This window comes from Paenibacillus sp. LS-5 (assembly GCF_056121505.1).
Genome location: NZ_JBWAVA010000007.1, coordinates 26,995 through 42,827, shown reverse-complemented (window position 1 = coordinate 42,827; position 15,833 = coordinate 26,995). Strand labels below are relative to the sequence as shown.

At 52.5% G+C, this 15,833-nt stretch carries 18 protein-coding genes; 11 read left to right on the top strand and 7 right to left on the bottom strand.

Features of this window, described 5'->3' with window-relative positions; all coding sequences use genetic code 11:
- Positions 1–43 precede the first annotated feature (43 nt).
- From sdhB to AC0MA3_RS12730, 6 genes are all read left to right on the top strand, one after another.
- Entirely contained in the window at positions 44–808 is a 765-nt protein-coding gene (gene sdhB, locus AC0MA3_RS12755; RefSeq protein ID WP_379159213.1) for a succinate dehydrogenase iron-sulfur subunit, read from the top strand.
- 276 nt (positions 809–1,084) lie between these two features.
- Entirely contained in the window at positions 1,085–1,873 is a 789-nt protein-coding gene (locus tag AC0MA3_RS12750; protein WP_474656488.1) for a DUF3891 family protein, read from the top strand.
- A gap of 41 nt (positions 1,874–1,914) precedes the next feature.
- The gene (locus tag AC0MA3_RS12745) at positions 1,915–2,655 is read left to right on the top strand and encodes an ion channel (protein WP_474656487.1); all 741 of its coding nucleotides are present in this window, start codon (positions 1,915–1,917) and stop codon (positions 2,653–2,655) included.
- Between the two features lie 42 nt (positions 2,656–2,697).
- Positions 2,698–3,633 (top strand): metallophosphoesterase, encoded by a 936-nt coding sequence (locus AC0MA3_RS12740; RefSeq protein ID WP_474656486.1) that lies wholly within the window; start codon positions 2,698–2,700, stop codon positions 3,631–3,633.
- A gap of 85 nt (positions 3,634–3,718) precedes the next feature.
- Complete coding sequence (locus AC0MA3_RS12735; RefSeq protein ID WP_474656485.1) at positions 3,719–4,261, top strand: GNAT family N-acetyltransferase; 543 nt, start codon at positions 3,719–3,721, stop codon at positions 4,259–4,261.
- 245 nt (positions 4,262–4,506) lie between these two features.
- Complete coding sequence (locus AC0MA3_RS12730) at positions 4,507–5,244, top strand: NADPH-dependent oxidoreductase (RefSeq protein WP_474656594.1); 738 nt, start codon at positions 4,507–4,509, stop codon at positions 5,242–5,244.
- A gap of 73 nt (positions 5,245–5,317) precedes the next feature.
- Here the strand turns inward: AC0MA3_RS12730 and AC0MA3_RS12725 are convergent, their stop codons facing one another.
- Together AC0MA3_RS12725 and AC0MA3_RS12720 are read right to left on the bottom strand one after the other, a co-directional pair.
- On the bottom strand, positions 5,318–6,127 hold the full coding sequence (locus tag AC0MA3_RS12725; RefSeq protein WP_474656484.1) for a histidinol-phosphatase: 810 nt from the start codon (positions 6,125–6,127) through the stop codon (positions 5,318–5,320).
- A gap of 143 nt (positions 6,128–6,270) precedes the next feature.
- Positions 6,271–7,173 (bottom strand): LysR family transcriptional regulator, encoded by a 903-nt coding sequence (locus tag AC0MA3_RS12720; protein WP_379159231.1) that lies wholly within the window; start codon positions 7,171–7,173, stop codon positions 6,271–6,273.
- Positions 7,174–7,640: 467 nt separating this feature from the next.
- Between AC0MA3_RS12720 and AC0MA3_RS12715 the strand changes: the two genes are divergently transcribed.
- The 5 genes from AC0MA3_RS12715 to AC0MA3_RS12695 all read left to right on the top strand — a co-directional run bounded on the left by AC0MA3_RS12715 (position 7,641) and on the right by AC0MA3_RS12695 (position 12,448).
- A complete protein-coding gene (locus AC0MA3_RS12715; RefSeq protein ID WP_379159234.1) occupies positions 7,641–8,096 on the top strand; it encodes a chemotaxis protein CheX in 456 nt (151 codons plus the stop codon).
- A 28-nt stretch (positions 8,097–8,124) separates the two neighbouring features.
- The gene (locus AC0MA3_RS12710) at positions 8,125–8,901 is read left to right on the top strand and encodes an SDR family NAD(P)-dependent oxidoreductase (protein WP_474656483.1); all 777 of its coding nucleotides are present in this window, start codon (positions 8,125–8,127) and stop codon (positions 8,899–8,901) included.
- 100 nt (positions 8,902–9,001) lie between these two features.
- Positions 9,002–10,486, top strand: coding sequence for a DEAD/DEAH box helicase (locus AC0MA3_RS12705; RefSeq protein WP_474656482.1), 1,485 nt, complete (start codon positions 9,002–9,004; stop codon positions 10,484–10,486).
- Positions 10,483–11,229 (top strand): ABC transporter ATP-binding protein, encoded by a 747-nt coding sequence (locus AC0MA3_RS12700; RefSeq protein WP_474656481.1) that lies wholly within the window; start codon positions 10,483–10,485, stop codon positions 11,227–11,229. The genes AC0MA3_RS12705 and AC0MA3_RS12700 overlap by 4 nt, the downstream gene beginning before the upstream one ends.
- A gap of 1 nt (position 11,230) precedes the next feature.
- A complete protein-coding gene (locus AC0MA3_RS12695) occupies positions 11,231–12,448 on the top strand; it encodes an ABC transporter permease (RefSeq protein WP_474656480.1) in 1,218 nt (405 codons plus the stop codon).
- 346 nt (positions 12,449–12,794) lie between these two features.
- On the opposite strand, the gene AC0MA3_RS12690 is transcribed toward AC0MA3_RS12695, so the two are convergent.
- The 5 genes from AC0MA3_RS12690 to AC0MA3_RS12670 all read right to left on the bottom strand — a co-directional run bounded on the left by AC0MA3_RS12690 (position 12,795) and on the right by AC0MA3_RS12670 (position 15,777).
- On the bottom strand, positions 12,795–12,905 hold the full coding sequence (locus tag AC0MA3_RS12690) for a hypothetical protein (protein WP_020429695.1): 111 nt from the start codon (positions 12,903–12,905) through the stop codon (positions 12,795–12,797).
- Between the two features lie 156 nt (positions 12,906–13,061).
- Entirely contained in the window at positions 13,062–14,363 is a 1,302-nt protein-coding gene (locus tag AC0MA3_RS12685) for an aminotransferase class I/II-fold pyridoxal phosphate-dependent enzyme (protein ID WP_474656479.1), read from the bottom strand.
- Positions 14,364–14,471: 108 nt separating this feature from the next.
- Positions 14,472–14,765: a hypothetical protein gene (locus AC0MA3_RS12680; protein ID WP_474656478.1), complete on the bottom strand. Its 294-nt coding sequence runs from the start codon at positions 14,763–14,765 to the stop codon at positions 14,472–14,474.
- A 129-nt stretch (positions 14,766–14,894) separates the two neighbouring features.
- Positions 14,895–15,095: a hypothetical protein gene (locus tag AC0MA3_RS12675; RefSeq protein ID WP_474656477.1), complete on the bottom strand. Its 201-nt coding sequence runs from the start codon at positions 15,093–15,095 to the stop codon at positions 14,895–14,897.
- 67 nt (positions 15,096–15,162) lie between these two features.
- Positions 15,163–15,777, bottom strand: coding sequence for a pyridoxamine 5'-phosphate oxidase family protein (locus AC0MA3_RS12670; RefSeq protein ID WP_474656476.1), 615 nt, complete (start codon positions 15,775–15,777; stop codon positions 15,163–15,165).
- Positions 15,778–15,833 lie beyond the last annotated feature (56 nt).

Genomic DNA, 15,833 nt, shown 5'->3' with positions numbered 1-15,833 from the left:
TCAGGGAAGTAATGCACCACAATACTTTTAGGAGGTAACAGATATGGCGGAAACTGCTGCAGCTCCCAAAAACGTAAAGTTTATCATTACCCGCCAGGACGAACCGGAAACGGCACCGTATACGGAAGAGTTCGAGCTGGCATACCGTCCGGGGATGAATGTGATCAGCGCGCTGATGGAAATTCAGCGCAACCCGGTCAATGCCAAAGGCGACAACACAGTTCCGGTCTGCTGGGAATCCAACTGCCTGGAAGAAGTATGCGGCGCCTGCTCGATGGTGATCAACGGCAAGCCGCGCCAGGCTTGCGCAGCGCTTATAGATAATCTGGAACAGCCCGTGCGCATCGAGCCGATGAAGACGTTCCCTGTAGTACGCGATCTGGTGATCGACCGCAGCCGGATGTTTAACGCGCTTAAACGGGTCAAGGCATGGATTCCTATCGATGGAACCTATGACCTGGGTCCGGGACCGCGCATGCCGGAGAAGAAACGCCAGTGGGCTTATGAGCTGTCCAAGTGCATGACCTGCGGCGTCTGTCTGGAAGCTTGTCCGAATGTTAATGAGAAGACCAATTTCATCGGTCCGGCTGCCATTTCTCAGGTCCGTCTGTTCAACGCCCACCCTACAGGCGAGATGAATGCCGATGAACGTCTGGATGCCCTGATGGAAGACGGCGGCATCGACGGTTGCGGGAACTCGCAGAACTGCGTGCGGGCCTGTCCGAAAGGCATTCCGCTTACCACCTCGATTGCCGAGATCAACAAGCAGACCACCAAGCATATGTTCAAACGCTGGTTGGGTGTGTAAGATCTGGGAGCCCTTCATGCTTCATACTAAGCTCTAAAAAGCTAAAGACACAGCACTTCTCCGGTGATTGGAGATGTGCTGTGTTTTGTTTTTGGAAGGATTTAATTGTTTCTTTCCGGCCGCAAAACGGGTACATCTTTACACAGTCCTACAGGAATGAATCGATGGATACAGAATGGCATCAGGCTTCGGATTCCAATAAATATAGGTGGATATGTTATAATCTCCATAGTCGATACAACATTCAGACAGTGGATAAACCAGGGAGGTATGACAGTGATTTGTCGTGAACAGGACGGGGATTTGGTAATGCTGAAGCAGCAGGAGCACGGTCTGCTGGCCGGTAAATTTGCAGAATGGTTCAAGGAACAGCATGTTCCGGCGGAAGGGCGCCGTGCGGAGGTGTTATGGGCAGTCAGCAATCATGACCGGGGCTGGATCGATCTTGATCACACCCCTTTTTGGAATGATACGGAGGGTGCGCCGTATACCTTTATCGATTTTCCGCTAGTGCCGAAGCTAACCTTCTACAGACGGGGACTGGATGAGATTGAGGCGCATACTCCCTATGGTGCTTTGCTGTGCAGCTCGCACTATGAGCGGCTGATCGAGGTGTCGGGTGAGGACAGTCCTGAGCTTACCGCCTACCTGAAGCACGAGGAGGAACGCCGGGCACGTATCCACCGTCTCATGGAGAGCAGTAAACCACTCGCAGAAGGCGAATTGTATTATGATACGAGATTGCTGCAGTTCTGCGATGACCTCTCTCTTTATCTGGGTCTTAGTGAGCCGGGGAGCCCGAAATCGGAAGAGCATCCCTGGTTCCGTGACGGATTCTCGGGAAGTGAGGATTTCAGCTTTACGTCCGGAAGGCTGATTACGGCGAAGTGGCAGGACAAGACTACACTGTTGCTTGATCCTTTTCCATTCACAGAGAACGTCCATGTGAGTTTCAAGCTGCGCCGGGTCTCCAAAAAGGATGTGAAGGACAAAGGTATCGCCCTTGCCTTCAGCAGCACGCCCGAAGAAGACTGCCAGATTACCGTAGCCAGCCGGCCGGAATAGCCGCGTTTGTGGCAGGGACGGAGAATAGGAGTGGTATGCCCATGGCTTGGTGGATGTGGACTCTCAATATAGCTGTAATGGTGATGATCTCATGGTGGGTATACCGGATGATGCTGAATAGGATGGGAAAAGGAGTGCTCTTGATCCCTATTCTGATCTATACGCTAATCTCGGTTCAGGATCTTCTGAACTGGATAGATCTTCGCTCCATTTTGCCTGGGGACCGAGGAATGCGTGCGCTTATTCTCATTTTCGCCCTGGCTTCTATGATCTTCTATGTGCTGTTTATTTTTCATGAAATTAAGGAATCAAACAGCAGAGAGGTCAGACTGCAGCAGACGCTCGTACGAATTAGCATTGCAGCCTTCACCTGCATTATTTTTTTCACTATCGTATATACATCCATATATAAGCTGTTCGGACAGTCCTCCTTTGATGGCAATGGGCTGGGCAAAGATTTGCTCAGCCAACTGATTACCTTCCTCTATTTCAGTGTAGCCACCTTCACTACGGTCGGATACGGAGATGTGGCTCCGGTGGACAATACCTCACGTCTTGTGGTTGTCATGCAGATCAGCTTCAGCTTCATCACCGTAGCTTACGCGCTATCCATGCTGGGGTTGTTCCGCAAAATTCTGGGCCCCGGCTCGGAAGAGGAAATAGAGGCTGCGATTGATGTGAATATCGAAACAGAGGTTGAAGAAAAAGTAGACGAAGCAAAAGAGGAGATTCAAGAAGATGAGGCAGAGAACTCCTCTCCTTCATCCAACCCTGCCCCTTAGCGTTCATTCTTCGACAACCCTGCAAGAAAGGAGAACCTCCCTATGAATAATAGATCGTCTGGGGCTTCTCCGGGCCTCACGGCAGCTGGTGTAGAAGGCGGCCCCCCGCATAGTACTCCGCCCCCGCATACAGGCGGTGGCCGTACCCTTACCCGCCGCCAGTTCCTGGCCCGGGGAGCGGCTACTGTATTCGGTGCAGGTCTGCTGACCAGCGGCTATGCCTGGCAGGGGGAGCCTAACTGGCTTGACATTACACGGCTGGAATTGTCTTTCAGGAATCTTCCATCCGCTTTTGCCGGAACGCGGCTGGTTCATTTCAGTGATGTGCATTTAGGATTCAACAAGGATGCGCATGATCTTAAGCGCCTGGCCGGACATATCCAGGAGGCCCAGCCAGACATCATCTGCTTCACCGGAGATATCGTGGACAGCTATGCGGAAGATCTGGAGAAGTCTGTACCGATTCTCACAGAGCTGAGTGCACCGCTCGGTAAATATGCAATCCTGGGCAACCATGATTATAAGAACACAGAACTGCTTACCCATCTCCTGAATAACGCCGGGTTCCGGGTGCTGCGGAATCAGTCTTATCTGGTGAAGCGGGGCGGCGCAACCATTGCGATTACCGGACTTGATGACATGCTGCACGGCAAACCTGATCCTCAGGCGGCGCTGAAGGGTGTCCCTGAGGAGATGTTCACACTGCTCATGATGCATGAGCCGGACTATGCAGATACGGCTGAAGCTTATCCCTTCCATCTCCAATTGTCCGGTCACAGTCATGGCGGGCAGATCCGCCTGCCCTTATTGGGTGCGGCTTACACACCTTATGGATCAAATAAGTACATAAGCGGCCTTTATTATACGGAGCAGAAGCAAATGCCAGTGTATGTAAACAGGGGGTTCGGCGAAACCTACATGCCATTCCGATTCATGTGCAGGCCTGAGCTGACTATTTTCACCCTGCGGCGGACGTAGTACAAAGATCACGCTGTTGGCTGGGAACGGGGCAGAGGGAAAGGCTGGGATTCCATCACACGTACCTATGAAAAGGAGGAGCCTAATGAGCACTTTCGATACGGTATTATCCATGGGACGGCAAGGCGAAAAGGTTGAAATAAGAACAATGCCATCCACGGATGCCGGGGTGCTCAGTGCGCTGCTCAAACATCCGGAGGTGAATCCGCATATTCTGCTGCGTCAGGCTGACAATTCATCGCACACCTATTTGGAGAAGCTCGTGACCCGGATGCTGTATGCCTTCGATCCTTGCGCGCTTCATGCCGGGATTTATGTCAGAGGACGCCAGGAGCTGATTGGAACAGTATCCCTGCAGAACTGGAACCGCCATGAGAACAAGGCTCTACTAGGATATATGCTGAATCCGTTATGGTGGGGGCAGGGAATGGCCACAGAAGCCGTCGGACTGCTGCTGGATTACGCTGTTCAGGAGCTGGGGGTTTTGAAGATCGAAGGACGCTGCCGTGGTGACAACTACAGATCGGAGCGGGTCATGATCAAAAACGGGTTGACCCTGGAACGAATCCTCCCTATGCCAGGCAGTTCCGGGGATGTAATGAAAGTATTCACATTGTTACACAAATGAAATAATGCCGTTATGAAACTCTAACAGTGTCCGGTTAAACTAAGTACATGACCCCCTTTTGAAAATATAACTGCTGCTCGGACCCGATGATTCGGGTCCATTTTTTTTTGTGCGGCGATCCTCCTTTGAAGCATTTTGAAGAATAGAGGGCAGCTTGGCCAAGACTGGCGGCTTCCAGGTCAATTAGGATATGATGGTCTTAATAATCCATTAATAGACCAGGAGGTTAGTATCCATTGAACGAAGTGATCCGAACATTAATGAATCACCGCTCCTTCCGGCAGTATCATCAGCAGCCTGTGGAGCCGGAGAAGCTAAAGACCATTATCGAAGCCGCTCAGGCAGCTCCGTCTTGGGTTCACGGTCAACAGGTATCTATCATTGCTGTGCGGAGTGAAGAGCGCCGCAAGCAGCTTGCAGTGCTCAGCGGGAATCAGAAGCATGTGGCGGAAGCTCCGGTATTTTTAGTGTTTTGTATGGATTTCTACCGGGCCAAGGTGGCAAGTGAACTGGAAGGACAACCTTTTGAGGCCGCCAAGGATGTGGATGCGCTGCTTGTCGGCGCTACGGATGTGGGGATTGCCTTATCCAATGCTATTGCTGCAGCGGAGTCGCTCGGTCTGGGCATCATCCCGATAGGCGGAGTCCGCCGTCATACAGCGGAGGTGATCGAGCTTCTGCAATTACCGGAATATGTATTCCCGGTTGTCGGGCTGTGTGTCGGCTACCCTGCCGAGGAGCTGCCGCAGAAGCCAAGACTTCCCATGGAAGCCGTACTGCACGAGGAACAGTACAATCCGGATGCAAAGGGTTGGATTGAAGAATATAATCTGGCCCACCGAATGTTCCTGAAGGCACAGGGGTTGACGGAGAGGGATTGGAGCAGCACGATTGCCCACTTTTATACCCTTAATCCCCAGTATGGGGATGCGCAGTATACGCTGAAGCAGCAGGGCTTTACCTGCGAGAATCTGACAACATAACAAAATGCACCACAGCCGCTCACGGAAGGACAGCAATCGTCCATCACCGTTCAGGCTTGGTGCATTTTTTGTACTAGAGTGGCACTGAGATTTTTGTCATCTGCTTGTAGTATACCCAATGATCGAACCCGATCTCCTTAAGCCTGGCCACCACAGCTTCATGTTGATCGGCGACACGGGAAGGCTTATGCGCATCGGAGCCAAAGGTTACATCCACTCCGTAATGCAGCGCCCGAGCCAGAATGTCATCGGAAGGATACCATCCGCCGCATAGCTTGGTGCCTCCTGAGGTATTGATTTCGATAGCGATGCCGCATTCCCCGATCACGCGCAGACAATCATCAATCTCTGCTGTAGCGGGGATATCTGAGAATTGCGGGAAATTGCCCTTCATGGCATCAATGTGACCGAGAATCTGGAACATGCCACTGCGTGCAGATGCGGTAATCAGCCGGTAGTACTCAGCCTTGCTGGCAATCTTCCCTTTCTGGCTGAGCCCTTTCCAGCGGCCTTTATTGAAAATGCTCACACCGCCCACACTATGTACCGAGCCGATGATGTAATCAAACGGATAAGCCGACAAGGTACGACGGTACAGCTCCGCATGTTCGGGGAAATAGTCCGATTCGATGCCGAGCAGAACGTCAATGGTGCCTGCGTATTCTTGCTGCAGAGCCAATACTTCTTCTACATACTGGGCGAGCTCGGATTTGGCCATGGCAATATGGGGAAAAGCCTGCTCCGACGGACTGCCGAAGTAAGGGGTATGATCGGAAATGCCGATGACTTCAAGCCCCGCAGCAATTCCGGCTTCAATATAATCCCTGATCGTTCCGTCCGCGTGGCCGCAGCGGAAATGATGGGTATGCAGGTCGAACTTCATAGATAGAACATCTCCTTAGGCCAAAATGAACAGAAGTTAAGCTTTAGAATGGTTGTCTATTGTAGTCTTCACTTCGTGGGGGGATATTATCGGGTGTTCATTGCCCCCGCATAGTGTTCGGGACACCATTCACTTGGCGGGGCTCACTCTGAGCCGATGAATTGAGCTTCCGGCATCCCTTTGAGATCGCTCAGAAACTGCCTCATGGCAGAGTTGACGTATTTGCCTGATTTGGTAATGACCCCAACAGGATGTGTGACCTCAAGCTCAATAATCGGAACGATCTTAAGGGTGCCGCTGCGCACCTCGGCGGATACCGACTGTTTCGATATCACGGCCGCGCCAAGATCCAGCTCCACCATCCGTTTGACTTCCTCACTGCTGGTCAGCTCCATAATAACTTGAGGCTGGATGCCATGCCTGGCGAATACATCATCAGCAAATCTCCGGCCGACCGTGTCCGGCGAGAGTAGAATGAGCGGGGTGTTGCGCAGCGCTTCGATTCCGGCCGTTTTGACCTGTGCAAGAGGGTGGCGTGGAGAAACCACTAATTCAAAGGTGTCATAGTAGAGTACAGAGGTAGTCATTCCCGGACTCCGGCCGATCAAGTATCCAATACCGACATCGACCAGGCCGTTCTCCACATGCTGATAAATTTGGGATGAGGACATGGACGAAATGGAAGTCTTGATATGCGGGAACTGGTCTTGAAAATAGGAAAGGATGCGTGGCAGAATCTGAATGGCGATCGAGGTAGTCGTACCGAGTATAATATGCCCCTGGGGATTCTCGTCCAAATCCGCAAGACGCTGCTTAAGCTCTTCGACGATGCTTACGATCTGTTCCGCATGCGACAGAAATACCTGTCCCCTGTCTGTTAAAGTTACCGGCTGGTTCCGGTCTACGAGCTGGGTTTTGAACTCTTCCTCAAGGCTTTTGATCTGCGCTGATACCGCCGGCTGGGTCAGGTTGAGCAGTTCACCCGCCTTGCGGAAGCTCATGGTTTTGGAGATGGTAATCAGCGTCTCTAGCTGGCTGATATTCATGGACGTACCCCCTTTTGGCCTGATGACGGATGCCGCCTTTTAATTGTAGGATGTTAAAATAATGCCTTCACAGGACTTGGGAGTCCTTTTGTTAAGTAGGGTTATGAATATGCTCACGTGTCCGTAAAGTGTTCAGGATAAGCCGTGAAATAACGCTCCACGATGTGGGCACGGATGGTTATAGGGGGTCCTGCTTAAGACTGGAGTAGTTACCGCCACAAGCCCTTTTTGTGCTATGGACGATGCTGCCTTATTAGTATCTATCTTACGCTGGATGTCGGCATTTGATTAAATTATAGGAGATAACCTCCGGCAGGGCAATGTTGCCCACAAAACTATCATATTAATTCCTTCGACAAGACCATTAATTTTTGGTGAATAATACCGATATATGAAGTATAATAATCAATATTACTTAGGACTTTTGGTACATGACTAAAGCCTGGTAGAGGGGAGACAGCACTTTCATGAGAGCAGAAGTAATTAATCCGTTTTTAGAATCTGCAAGAATTGTAATTGAACAGGTGATACAGGTCTCGCCATCCACCGGTAATCTGGGGATAAAAGACATTGAGCTGATTGATAATCATATATGGATACAGGTCGGAATGACAGGCCAATTGAGCGGGAATATTATTTTCGGAATCGCTGAAAAGGTAGCGCTCAAGATCGTATCAGCTATGATGGGCGGTTATGTGATTACTGAGATGGACGAGATGGGACAGAGTGCAATTTCGGAGCTGGGCAACATGATCAGCGGTAATGCCAGCACCATTTTATCGAATCAGGGGGTAAGCGTCGATATTACTCCTCCGAAGCTGATGAAGACAGCGGGGATGTCGGTAATGCCGCGCAAAGCGCTGAGCATCCCGCTTTTGATGGAAGGCATTGGTGAGCTTGATATTCAGGTAATGATCTCTTAGTCGGACAATTGGAGCTGAGACTTTATTCATGGAACTACAAGATAAAGTGGTTGTGATAACAGGAGCTTCGAGCGGGATTGGAGCGCTTACGGCCCAGATGCTCAGCAAGCGTGGGGCTGTGCCTATCCTGCTGGCCCGATCCGAAGACAAGCTGAAAGAAACAGCGGCCGGTATACCGGGCGTTTTTGGCCTGTATATTTGTGATGTTACCGATGAGGCCGAGGTCCATAAGACCTTTGCGGACATCCTTAGCGCCCATGGAAGAATTGATGTTCTGTTGAATAATGCCGGATATGGCAAATTCGCTGGGTTTACGGAGATGGAGTCCCATGAATTCGATGACATGATGGATGTGAATTACATGGGCATCGTACGGTGTACCAAGGCTGTAGTCCCGCATATGCTGGAACGGGGAAGCGGTCAGATTGTCAATGTAGCATCCATGGCCGGCAAAATCGGCACAGCACGTTCCGTTGCTTATAGCGCAACCAAACACGCCGTGCTGGGCTTCACTAACGCACTACGCCAGGAGCTGCGCACTCAGGGGATTACCGTCTCGGCGGTTAATCCGGGGCCGATTGCCACGGAATTCTTCCGAACTGCTGATCCTTCCGGCAGCTACGAGAAAAGTGTAGCCCGGATCATGATGACACCCGAGCATGTGGCCAAGAAGATCGTGAAGCTGATCGAGAAGGGGAAGGAAGAGATTGATCTTCCCGGCTTTGCGGCATGGGGTATCCGCTTGTATGGTCTATTTCCCCGTCTTGCGGACAAACTTACCTATAATATGATGAACCGGAAATAATAATGGCTTAGAATGGATCAAAAGGCCTTCCATTTGGTGGAGAGGCTTTTTTGGCATATAATGAACATATTATCTCACACGAAAAGGATGAATTACTAATATGAATAAAGCTTCTTTTGCGGCCATCGGGATTCAGGAAGACCTCATTGCCCGATTGTCGGAATTCGGCATTCAAGATCCATCCCCTGTTCAGGAGCAGACGATTCCGCTGCTGCTGGCGGGAAGAGACGTGCTTGCCGCATCCCAGACCGGGACCGGTAAGACGCTGGCTTACCTGCTGCCGCTGCTCCAGGGGATTCATCCTGAGCAAAAATCACTACAGAAGCTGGTGCTGGCGCCTACCCAGGAGCTGGCGATGCAGATCCTCCGCGAGGCGGAGCGGTATGGAGCCCACCGCGGCATTAGGGTGATGGGGCTGATCGGAGGCGCAGCGATTAAGCGCCAGATCGATAAGTTGCGCGAGCATCCCCACCTGGTTGTGGGTACGCCCGGCCGTATCCGGGAGCTGATCGGGCTCCGTAAGCTGAAGATGCATGAGGTGACTACGATTGTCATCGATGAAGCGGATCAGATGTTCCAGCTCAGCGGTGCAGGTGAGGTGGCGAAGATCGTCAGCAGTGCGCTGCGCACGCGTCAAATGGTTATGCTGTCGGCGACGATCGGTCCGGAGACGAAGGCGCTTGCAGCACGGGAGATGAAGAATCCCGCGGAAGTCGGTATTGAGCCGGGTGTCATGACTGCCCAGAGTCTGGAGCATCACTATGTGGTGAGCGAGGAGCGCAATAAGATAGATATGCTGCGCCGTGTGATCCGTCATTACAATCCGGATCGGGCGATTGTCTTCGTCAATGCCACCGACGATATCGCTGAGGTGACTGCGAAGCTTAACCATCTGGGGCTGACGGCAGCCGCACTCTACGGCGACGCGGATAAGGTGACGCGCAGCAATGTGCTTGCCCGCTTCCGTGACGGCAAATTCCGTGTGCTGGTGGCCAGCGACGTAGCTGCCCGGGGTCTGGATATCGAGAATCTGACGCTGGTCGTCAGCTTCGATCCGGCTTTCGACTCGGAGCACTATGTGCACCGGGCCGGGCGCACGGGCCGCATGGGACGCCGCGGCCTGTCTGTAACGATCGTCACGGAGCAGCAGACGTTCATCATGCGCAAGTTCGCCAAGGAGCTGGACATCCAGCTGGAGGAGAAGGAAATGGTAGGCGGCAAGGTACGCGCCGCCGATGAGGCCCGCAGCGAGTACCGCGGCGGGATGGATTCCGGACGCCGCGATGGCGGCAGCCCGCGCGCGGACGGATCTGCGGCGCGCAGCAGCAAGCCGCAGGTGCGGACTTCGGCAGCGGGAGGCCCAGCCTCCGCGGCCGGGGGCGCTGTTCCGCAGCCGGGTACAGCAGCTGCGGGTCTTAGTGCGCGGCGCGATCAGCAGCGCCGCAGCCCGGGCTCCGGCGCAGGAGCCGGAGGCAGCGCTCCTGCGAGCAAGGCGCGCAGCAGTGCGGAGCGCGAGAAGAACCGCAAGAACAAGGGAGCGCCCAAATGGCTGAAAGACAAAACCCCGAGAGGTGACGGTCAATGAATACTGCCCCCGTACTGCAAATTACGGGCTTAAGCGGAGGTTACAGCCTGAACAAGCCGGTGCTGCACGATATCGGCCTTCAGGTGCAGCCTGGAGAAATGGTCGGGCTGATTGGATTGAACGGTGCAGGCAAAAGTACAACAATGAAGCACATTCTGGGCTTGATGTCACCGCATAAAGGTGAGATTACCGTCCAGGGAAAGACCCGGATCAGCGACCCTGAGGCCTATCATGGTGCGCTGTCTTTTGTACCGGAGTCGCCCCTGCTCTATGAGGAAATGACAGTCCGTGAGCATGTGGAATTTACCGCCAGGGCATATGGTGTGGAGCGCAGTGATTATGAATTCCGCAGCAGCCAACTGGCCGCACTTTTTAATATGGAGGACAAGATGGATACACTGTCCTCGCATTTATCCAAGGGCATGAAGCAAAAGGTTATGATCATGTGTGCTTTTGTGGCGCGTCCGGCGCTGTATGTAATCGATGAGCCGTTTCTGGGGCTGGACCCGCTGGGCATCCGTTCCCTGCTCGATTTCATGCTGGATCTGAAGAAATCCGGGGCTTCGATTCTGCTAAGCTCCCATATCCTCTCCACCATCGAGAATTACTGCGACCGCTTCATTGTCCTGCACCGCGGCAAGGTGATCGCGGAAGGTACGCTGGCAGAAATGACCGCGGCTGCCGGGCTGCAGGGATTGAATCTGGAGCAGCTGTTCTACGAACTGGTTCAAGGGGGGAAATGATATGGATTTGAAGGAGCTGCGCCGGCAGCGGCGCGGCAGGTTCACCGGAAGCCTGATCCCCTATATGGGTTATATCATTCAGAGCGGCGTAGCCATGATGTTCCTGCTGGTCTTAATCATCTTCTCAGCCTGGTACACTTCACTGCTCCGCGATGTTCCGGCGGGTATTCCGATCCGCTGGATTATGCTGGTTCTCCTCCTGCCTGCTGCTGCACACAGCAGCTTCAGGACATATCTGCAGAGTCCTGATACCATCTTTCTATTGCCGCAGGGACACCGGATGAAGGAATATTTTGCTCCGGCCTGGGTTGCCGGGAATGTCTGGAAGATTCTGCGGCTGGCTTTTGTGCTGATTACCCTGTGGCCCCTCTACATACGCACGGATGAATCTCATCAAATGCTGCTGGCCACACTTGTTGTACTGATCCTGGTGAAGCTGCTGGCAAGCTTTGGCTTGTGGCGGGAGCTTACTATGCTGTCCCGTCCGGCTGCTCTGGGTTACAACCTGCTACGCTGGGCAGTCTCGGGATTGATGATTGCCGCATGGCTGTGGCAGCCCTCTCTGCGCGCAATAATCTTCATTGTGATTCTGGCAGCAGCCTATCTGGCTGCGCTTGCGGTTCCCGGACGGCACGCTGTTCCCTGGGAACGTCTCATTGCCACCGAACGCAATCAGGGAGCGATAGCGCTAATGATTCTAGGCTGGTTCGTGGATGTACCCGGACGGGAGCAGCGGGTCTATGCCCGCCGTTACCTGTCCCAATGGGGCCGGGGCATTCCGTGGCGGCGCCCTACCGCCTACCGTTATCTCCTCACCAAAAGCTTTGCCCGGGGTGACATCTTCGGCATTGTGCTGCGGATCGCTGTTCTGTCGCTGCTGCTGGTCTGGTGGAACCGGAACAGCTATGTGGGCAGCGGTATTTATCTGTTTTTCCTGTTCATTATGGGCGTGCAGTTGTCGGCACTGCGCAAGCTGCACAGCGAGTCGTTCTGGCTGACTGTCTATCCTCTGCCGGAGGGCAGCAAGGCAAGCAGTACGATTCAGTTCATCTTCCGCGCACATTTACTGTTGGCGGTATTGACCGGTCTACCTTTCCTGATCGCGGTAGCCGGGCGCCCACTGCCTGTAATCGGCACCTTTCTTGCCGGCGGGCTGCTGGCGTATCTCTTCAGGACCCGTGCTTCCCGCAAAGCTGCGCAGGAGGACGACGATATCTAGAGGGAGTTAACTTGGGGATTTGATAAGAAATCCATTATTCTAAGTGGATAAAGGCCCATTTAGTTCTACACTCACATCAGTTCCTAAGGAACTTCAGGGTCTTCTCTATGCTTTCAAATCCTCAGCTCTTAGGGATCTCACAGTCTTATCAGTATCTGAAAAAAACGCCTTGGCTGGAGCATTGGCTCCCGTCAAGGCGTTTTTTGAGTTCATGATAGGTAAGGTTATCCAGGGAACATCTGGAATGGGGAATCCCATCTTTACTTCCGCAAGTGGCAGGGAATGGCGTACAACGCGGGTAGGACGGGAGAGAGCCGGGGCCCCCTCCCGGGATGGTTATTCCCGGTTAGACAAAGAGTGAACGGCTGATGATGACCAGCAGGATAAAGAGAACCAGAATTGCACCAGTGCTTGTAAATCCAGGGTATCCATATCCGCCTCTAACTTCTTCGCTCATGTTCATTCCCCTTTCGCGTGTGAGTTGTTGTACTTGAGTACACCGTATTGTATGTGCGGAGAGAACAACGTGTATAGGCCAATGCCATAACGGCCTGCAAAAAAAATACAGCCCCGGCATGGCCGAAGCTGAATTCTATGAACAAGGCTTGCGAGATCAGGCTTTTTCCAGGTCCTGTATTCCAGCATAGACCATATCGAACAGATCTTCGAGCTGATCTTCCTCAATACAGGAGAAGGCTACGCGCAGATCAGTCTCCCCTAGGGCAATCGTGCCCAGACCGTAGTTATGGATCAGGTGCTGGCGCAGATCGTCGGCGTGAACAGTGTGCAGCTTCAGGCACATGAAGTATCCGGAGTTGAAAGGATAATAGCTCCAGACCTCATTGCCGTATTTGCCGCCGTCCATCAGTGCCTTCACTTTGTTGGCACGGCCCTTCATGATCTGGAATTTCTCTTCCTTCTGCTCGGCGAACTCTGGCGACTTGAGTGCATCTAGGACAAAGGTCTGCGAAGGATGCGGTCCGCTGGAAATGGTGGCACGGATAATTCCCATCGTCTTCTGTTCCAGGGCAGAGAGTACTTCCTTGCTGTCTGAAGCATAGGTGATAAAGCCGACGCGGAAGCCCCAGACAAACTCTTCTTTGGTCGCACCGTCAATCTTCACGGCTAGTACACGCGGATGCAGATTGGCCAGACGGCCAAAGAGGGATTCCTTCAGTGAATCTTCAAAAAAGAGCCCAAAATAGGCGTCGTCGCTGACCACTACGACATTGATGCCCTCTTCTGCCGCACGCAGAATGGAAGCCACAATCGCTTCACCTTCCTTGATGCCCGGAGTATAGCCTGTAGGGTTATTCGGAAAGTTAAGCAGCACAATAGCTTTGCCGCGGTCCTTCTGGGCTAGCAGTGCATCCAGTAGTCCCTCGCTGTTGAAGTTCATATCTTCAGTGAAAAGCGGATAGTTGACGGAATCTGTGAGACGGCGCACACCGAAGGTCAGCTCGTAGTTCTCCCAGTTTTTGTCCGGATAGATGACAGCATCACCTTGATCTGCGAACAGGTCGGCAACGATGCTGAGCCCGTGAGTCAGGGCATTGGTAACGATAGGGTTGCCGAAGGATTTGCCTTCAAGCGACGGCGTCTCGCGAAGCATTTTCTCACGCCACACGGTGCGCAGCTCAGGTTTGCCTGCTGGCGGAGCATAACCATACAAGTCCTTGGGGCTGTAAGCGGAGAGCTTATCCTGAATAACGCCAAGGTGCATAGGTACACCCTTTTCAGTGGCAATACCGATAGTTGCATTGTATTTCTTCGCATGAGCGGCCGCTTCAGCGGATTGGCTCAGAATTCCCTCTTTGGGATAATACAGCGCTTTGCCAAGATTGGAGAGCATATCGTATACATATTCATTGCCTGCCTTGATGCTGTCATTCAATTGTCCAGCCAGTGGATTCATCGGTTTCATCCTTCCGGGTATTCTTCTGGGATATACGTTAACATTGCCTAACATTATATCACCGTGATTCCCCGCCGTCACTGCTGAAAGAGGCAATTTCCATTACTTTTAAAATATTTGTGGTGGATCCTCCCAGACCTGAACCTCGATATAGCGCTCCGGCCCGCAGGTCCCCCTTGCATTCCATTCCTGAGGCCAGCCGAATTGCGAAATGATCTCCCGGATCTCTGCAAGCAGATACACCTGACCCCGGTAAGGCTTGCCGTCCTGAACTCTCATTGTGGGGAACAAGTCACCATACGTGAAGCTGATGCAGCTTGGAGAAAAGAGATCCATAGGAATCCGGAGCTCAGCTCCCCTGGGATACCATTCCAGCAGCCATGGACAGCTTCCTAGCGTCATATAGTGGGGCTGCTGGCGGACGGGACGGCCTCCTTTGGCAAGTAGAAACGGCTACGTCTTCGTATAAAGGACGATATCCGTTTCAGCGAGAAATATAAGGATGATTGATACCGTGAAACCTATTAATCCTTATATTTCGATAAAAGCTTCCCGGGCCTTGTGCTCCAGGCTGCGCCGGATATCGAGATAATCCGCTGAACGCTTACTGGCAAAACCTTTGCCCTCCTGACGTATGCCCGCAAGAACATGCTCCGCTTCCTCCGGCGCCAGATCGGATAAATTCCGGAACGGCCCTGTAGATTGATCATAGTAGTGGTACAGATCCTCCAAATTCTATCCCGCCAATCTAACTTGATATTAATGTGGTATCTATAGAGATATAGTTATATTTTACCACTCAGGAATGGTAGGGGCAGTATTTTTCCATCATGGCAATCGTCTCCGCATCACGTTCCCCGTTTCTCTCCTGAAGTCCCTGAGTAACGGCATTCCGTGCATCCGCCTTCAGATTCTGGCCGAATTTGAACTTGGCGGTTATTTCATCGGGAACGATCCGCACAACGGCGACACCCTTCAGTGCTGAGTGGTATCTGGGATCTTCGGCATCTATCGGGGCATAGCCTCCTTCCGGCTGGAGCTTGTGCATAAAAAGAGCAAGTACGGCTGCTTTTTCGGTGAGGTCTTCAACAAGCTCCGCTGGTCCATAAGCGGTTACGCTTTTGAAATAGGCGGTGGCAGGGCAGGCAAGCTCGGGATCGCTGAAATAGGAAGGAATGATGGCGTATTCGTCGGCAACCGTGAAGCATACCTGCTGATTGTGGCGGATGCTCTTCATTTTGCCTCCCGCGTGGCTGCCGTGAAAATAGAAATTTCCTTCCATATATACAAAGTTGAGCGGTGTTACACGCGGCAGCCCTTTCTCATCACTGGTCCCGAGAAAACCAAAGCTCATTCCGTGTAGAAACCCGGCCAGCTCCTCTTCCTGCTCTACTTGAAATTCTTTTCTGCGCATAACGGCACATCCTTCTCTCATTAGTGGTGGAACCTTATGTTCCGGGTCAATAGGGT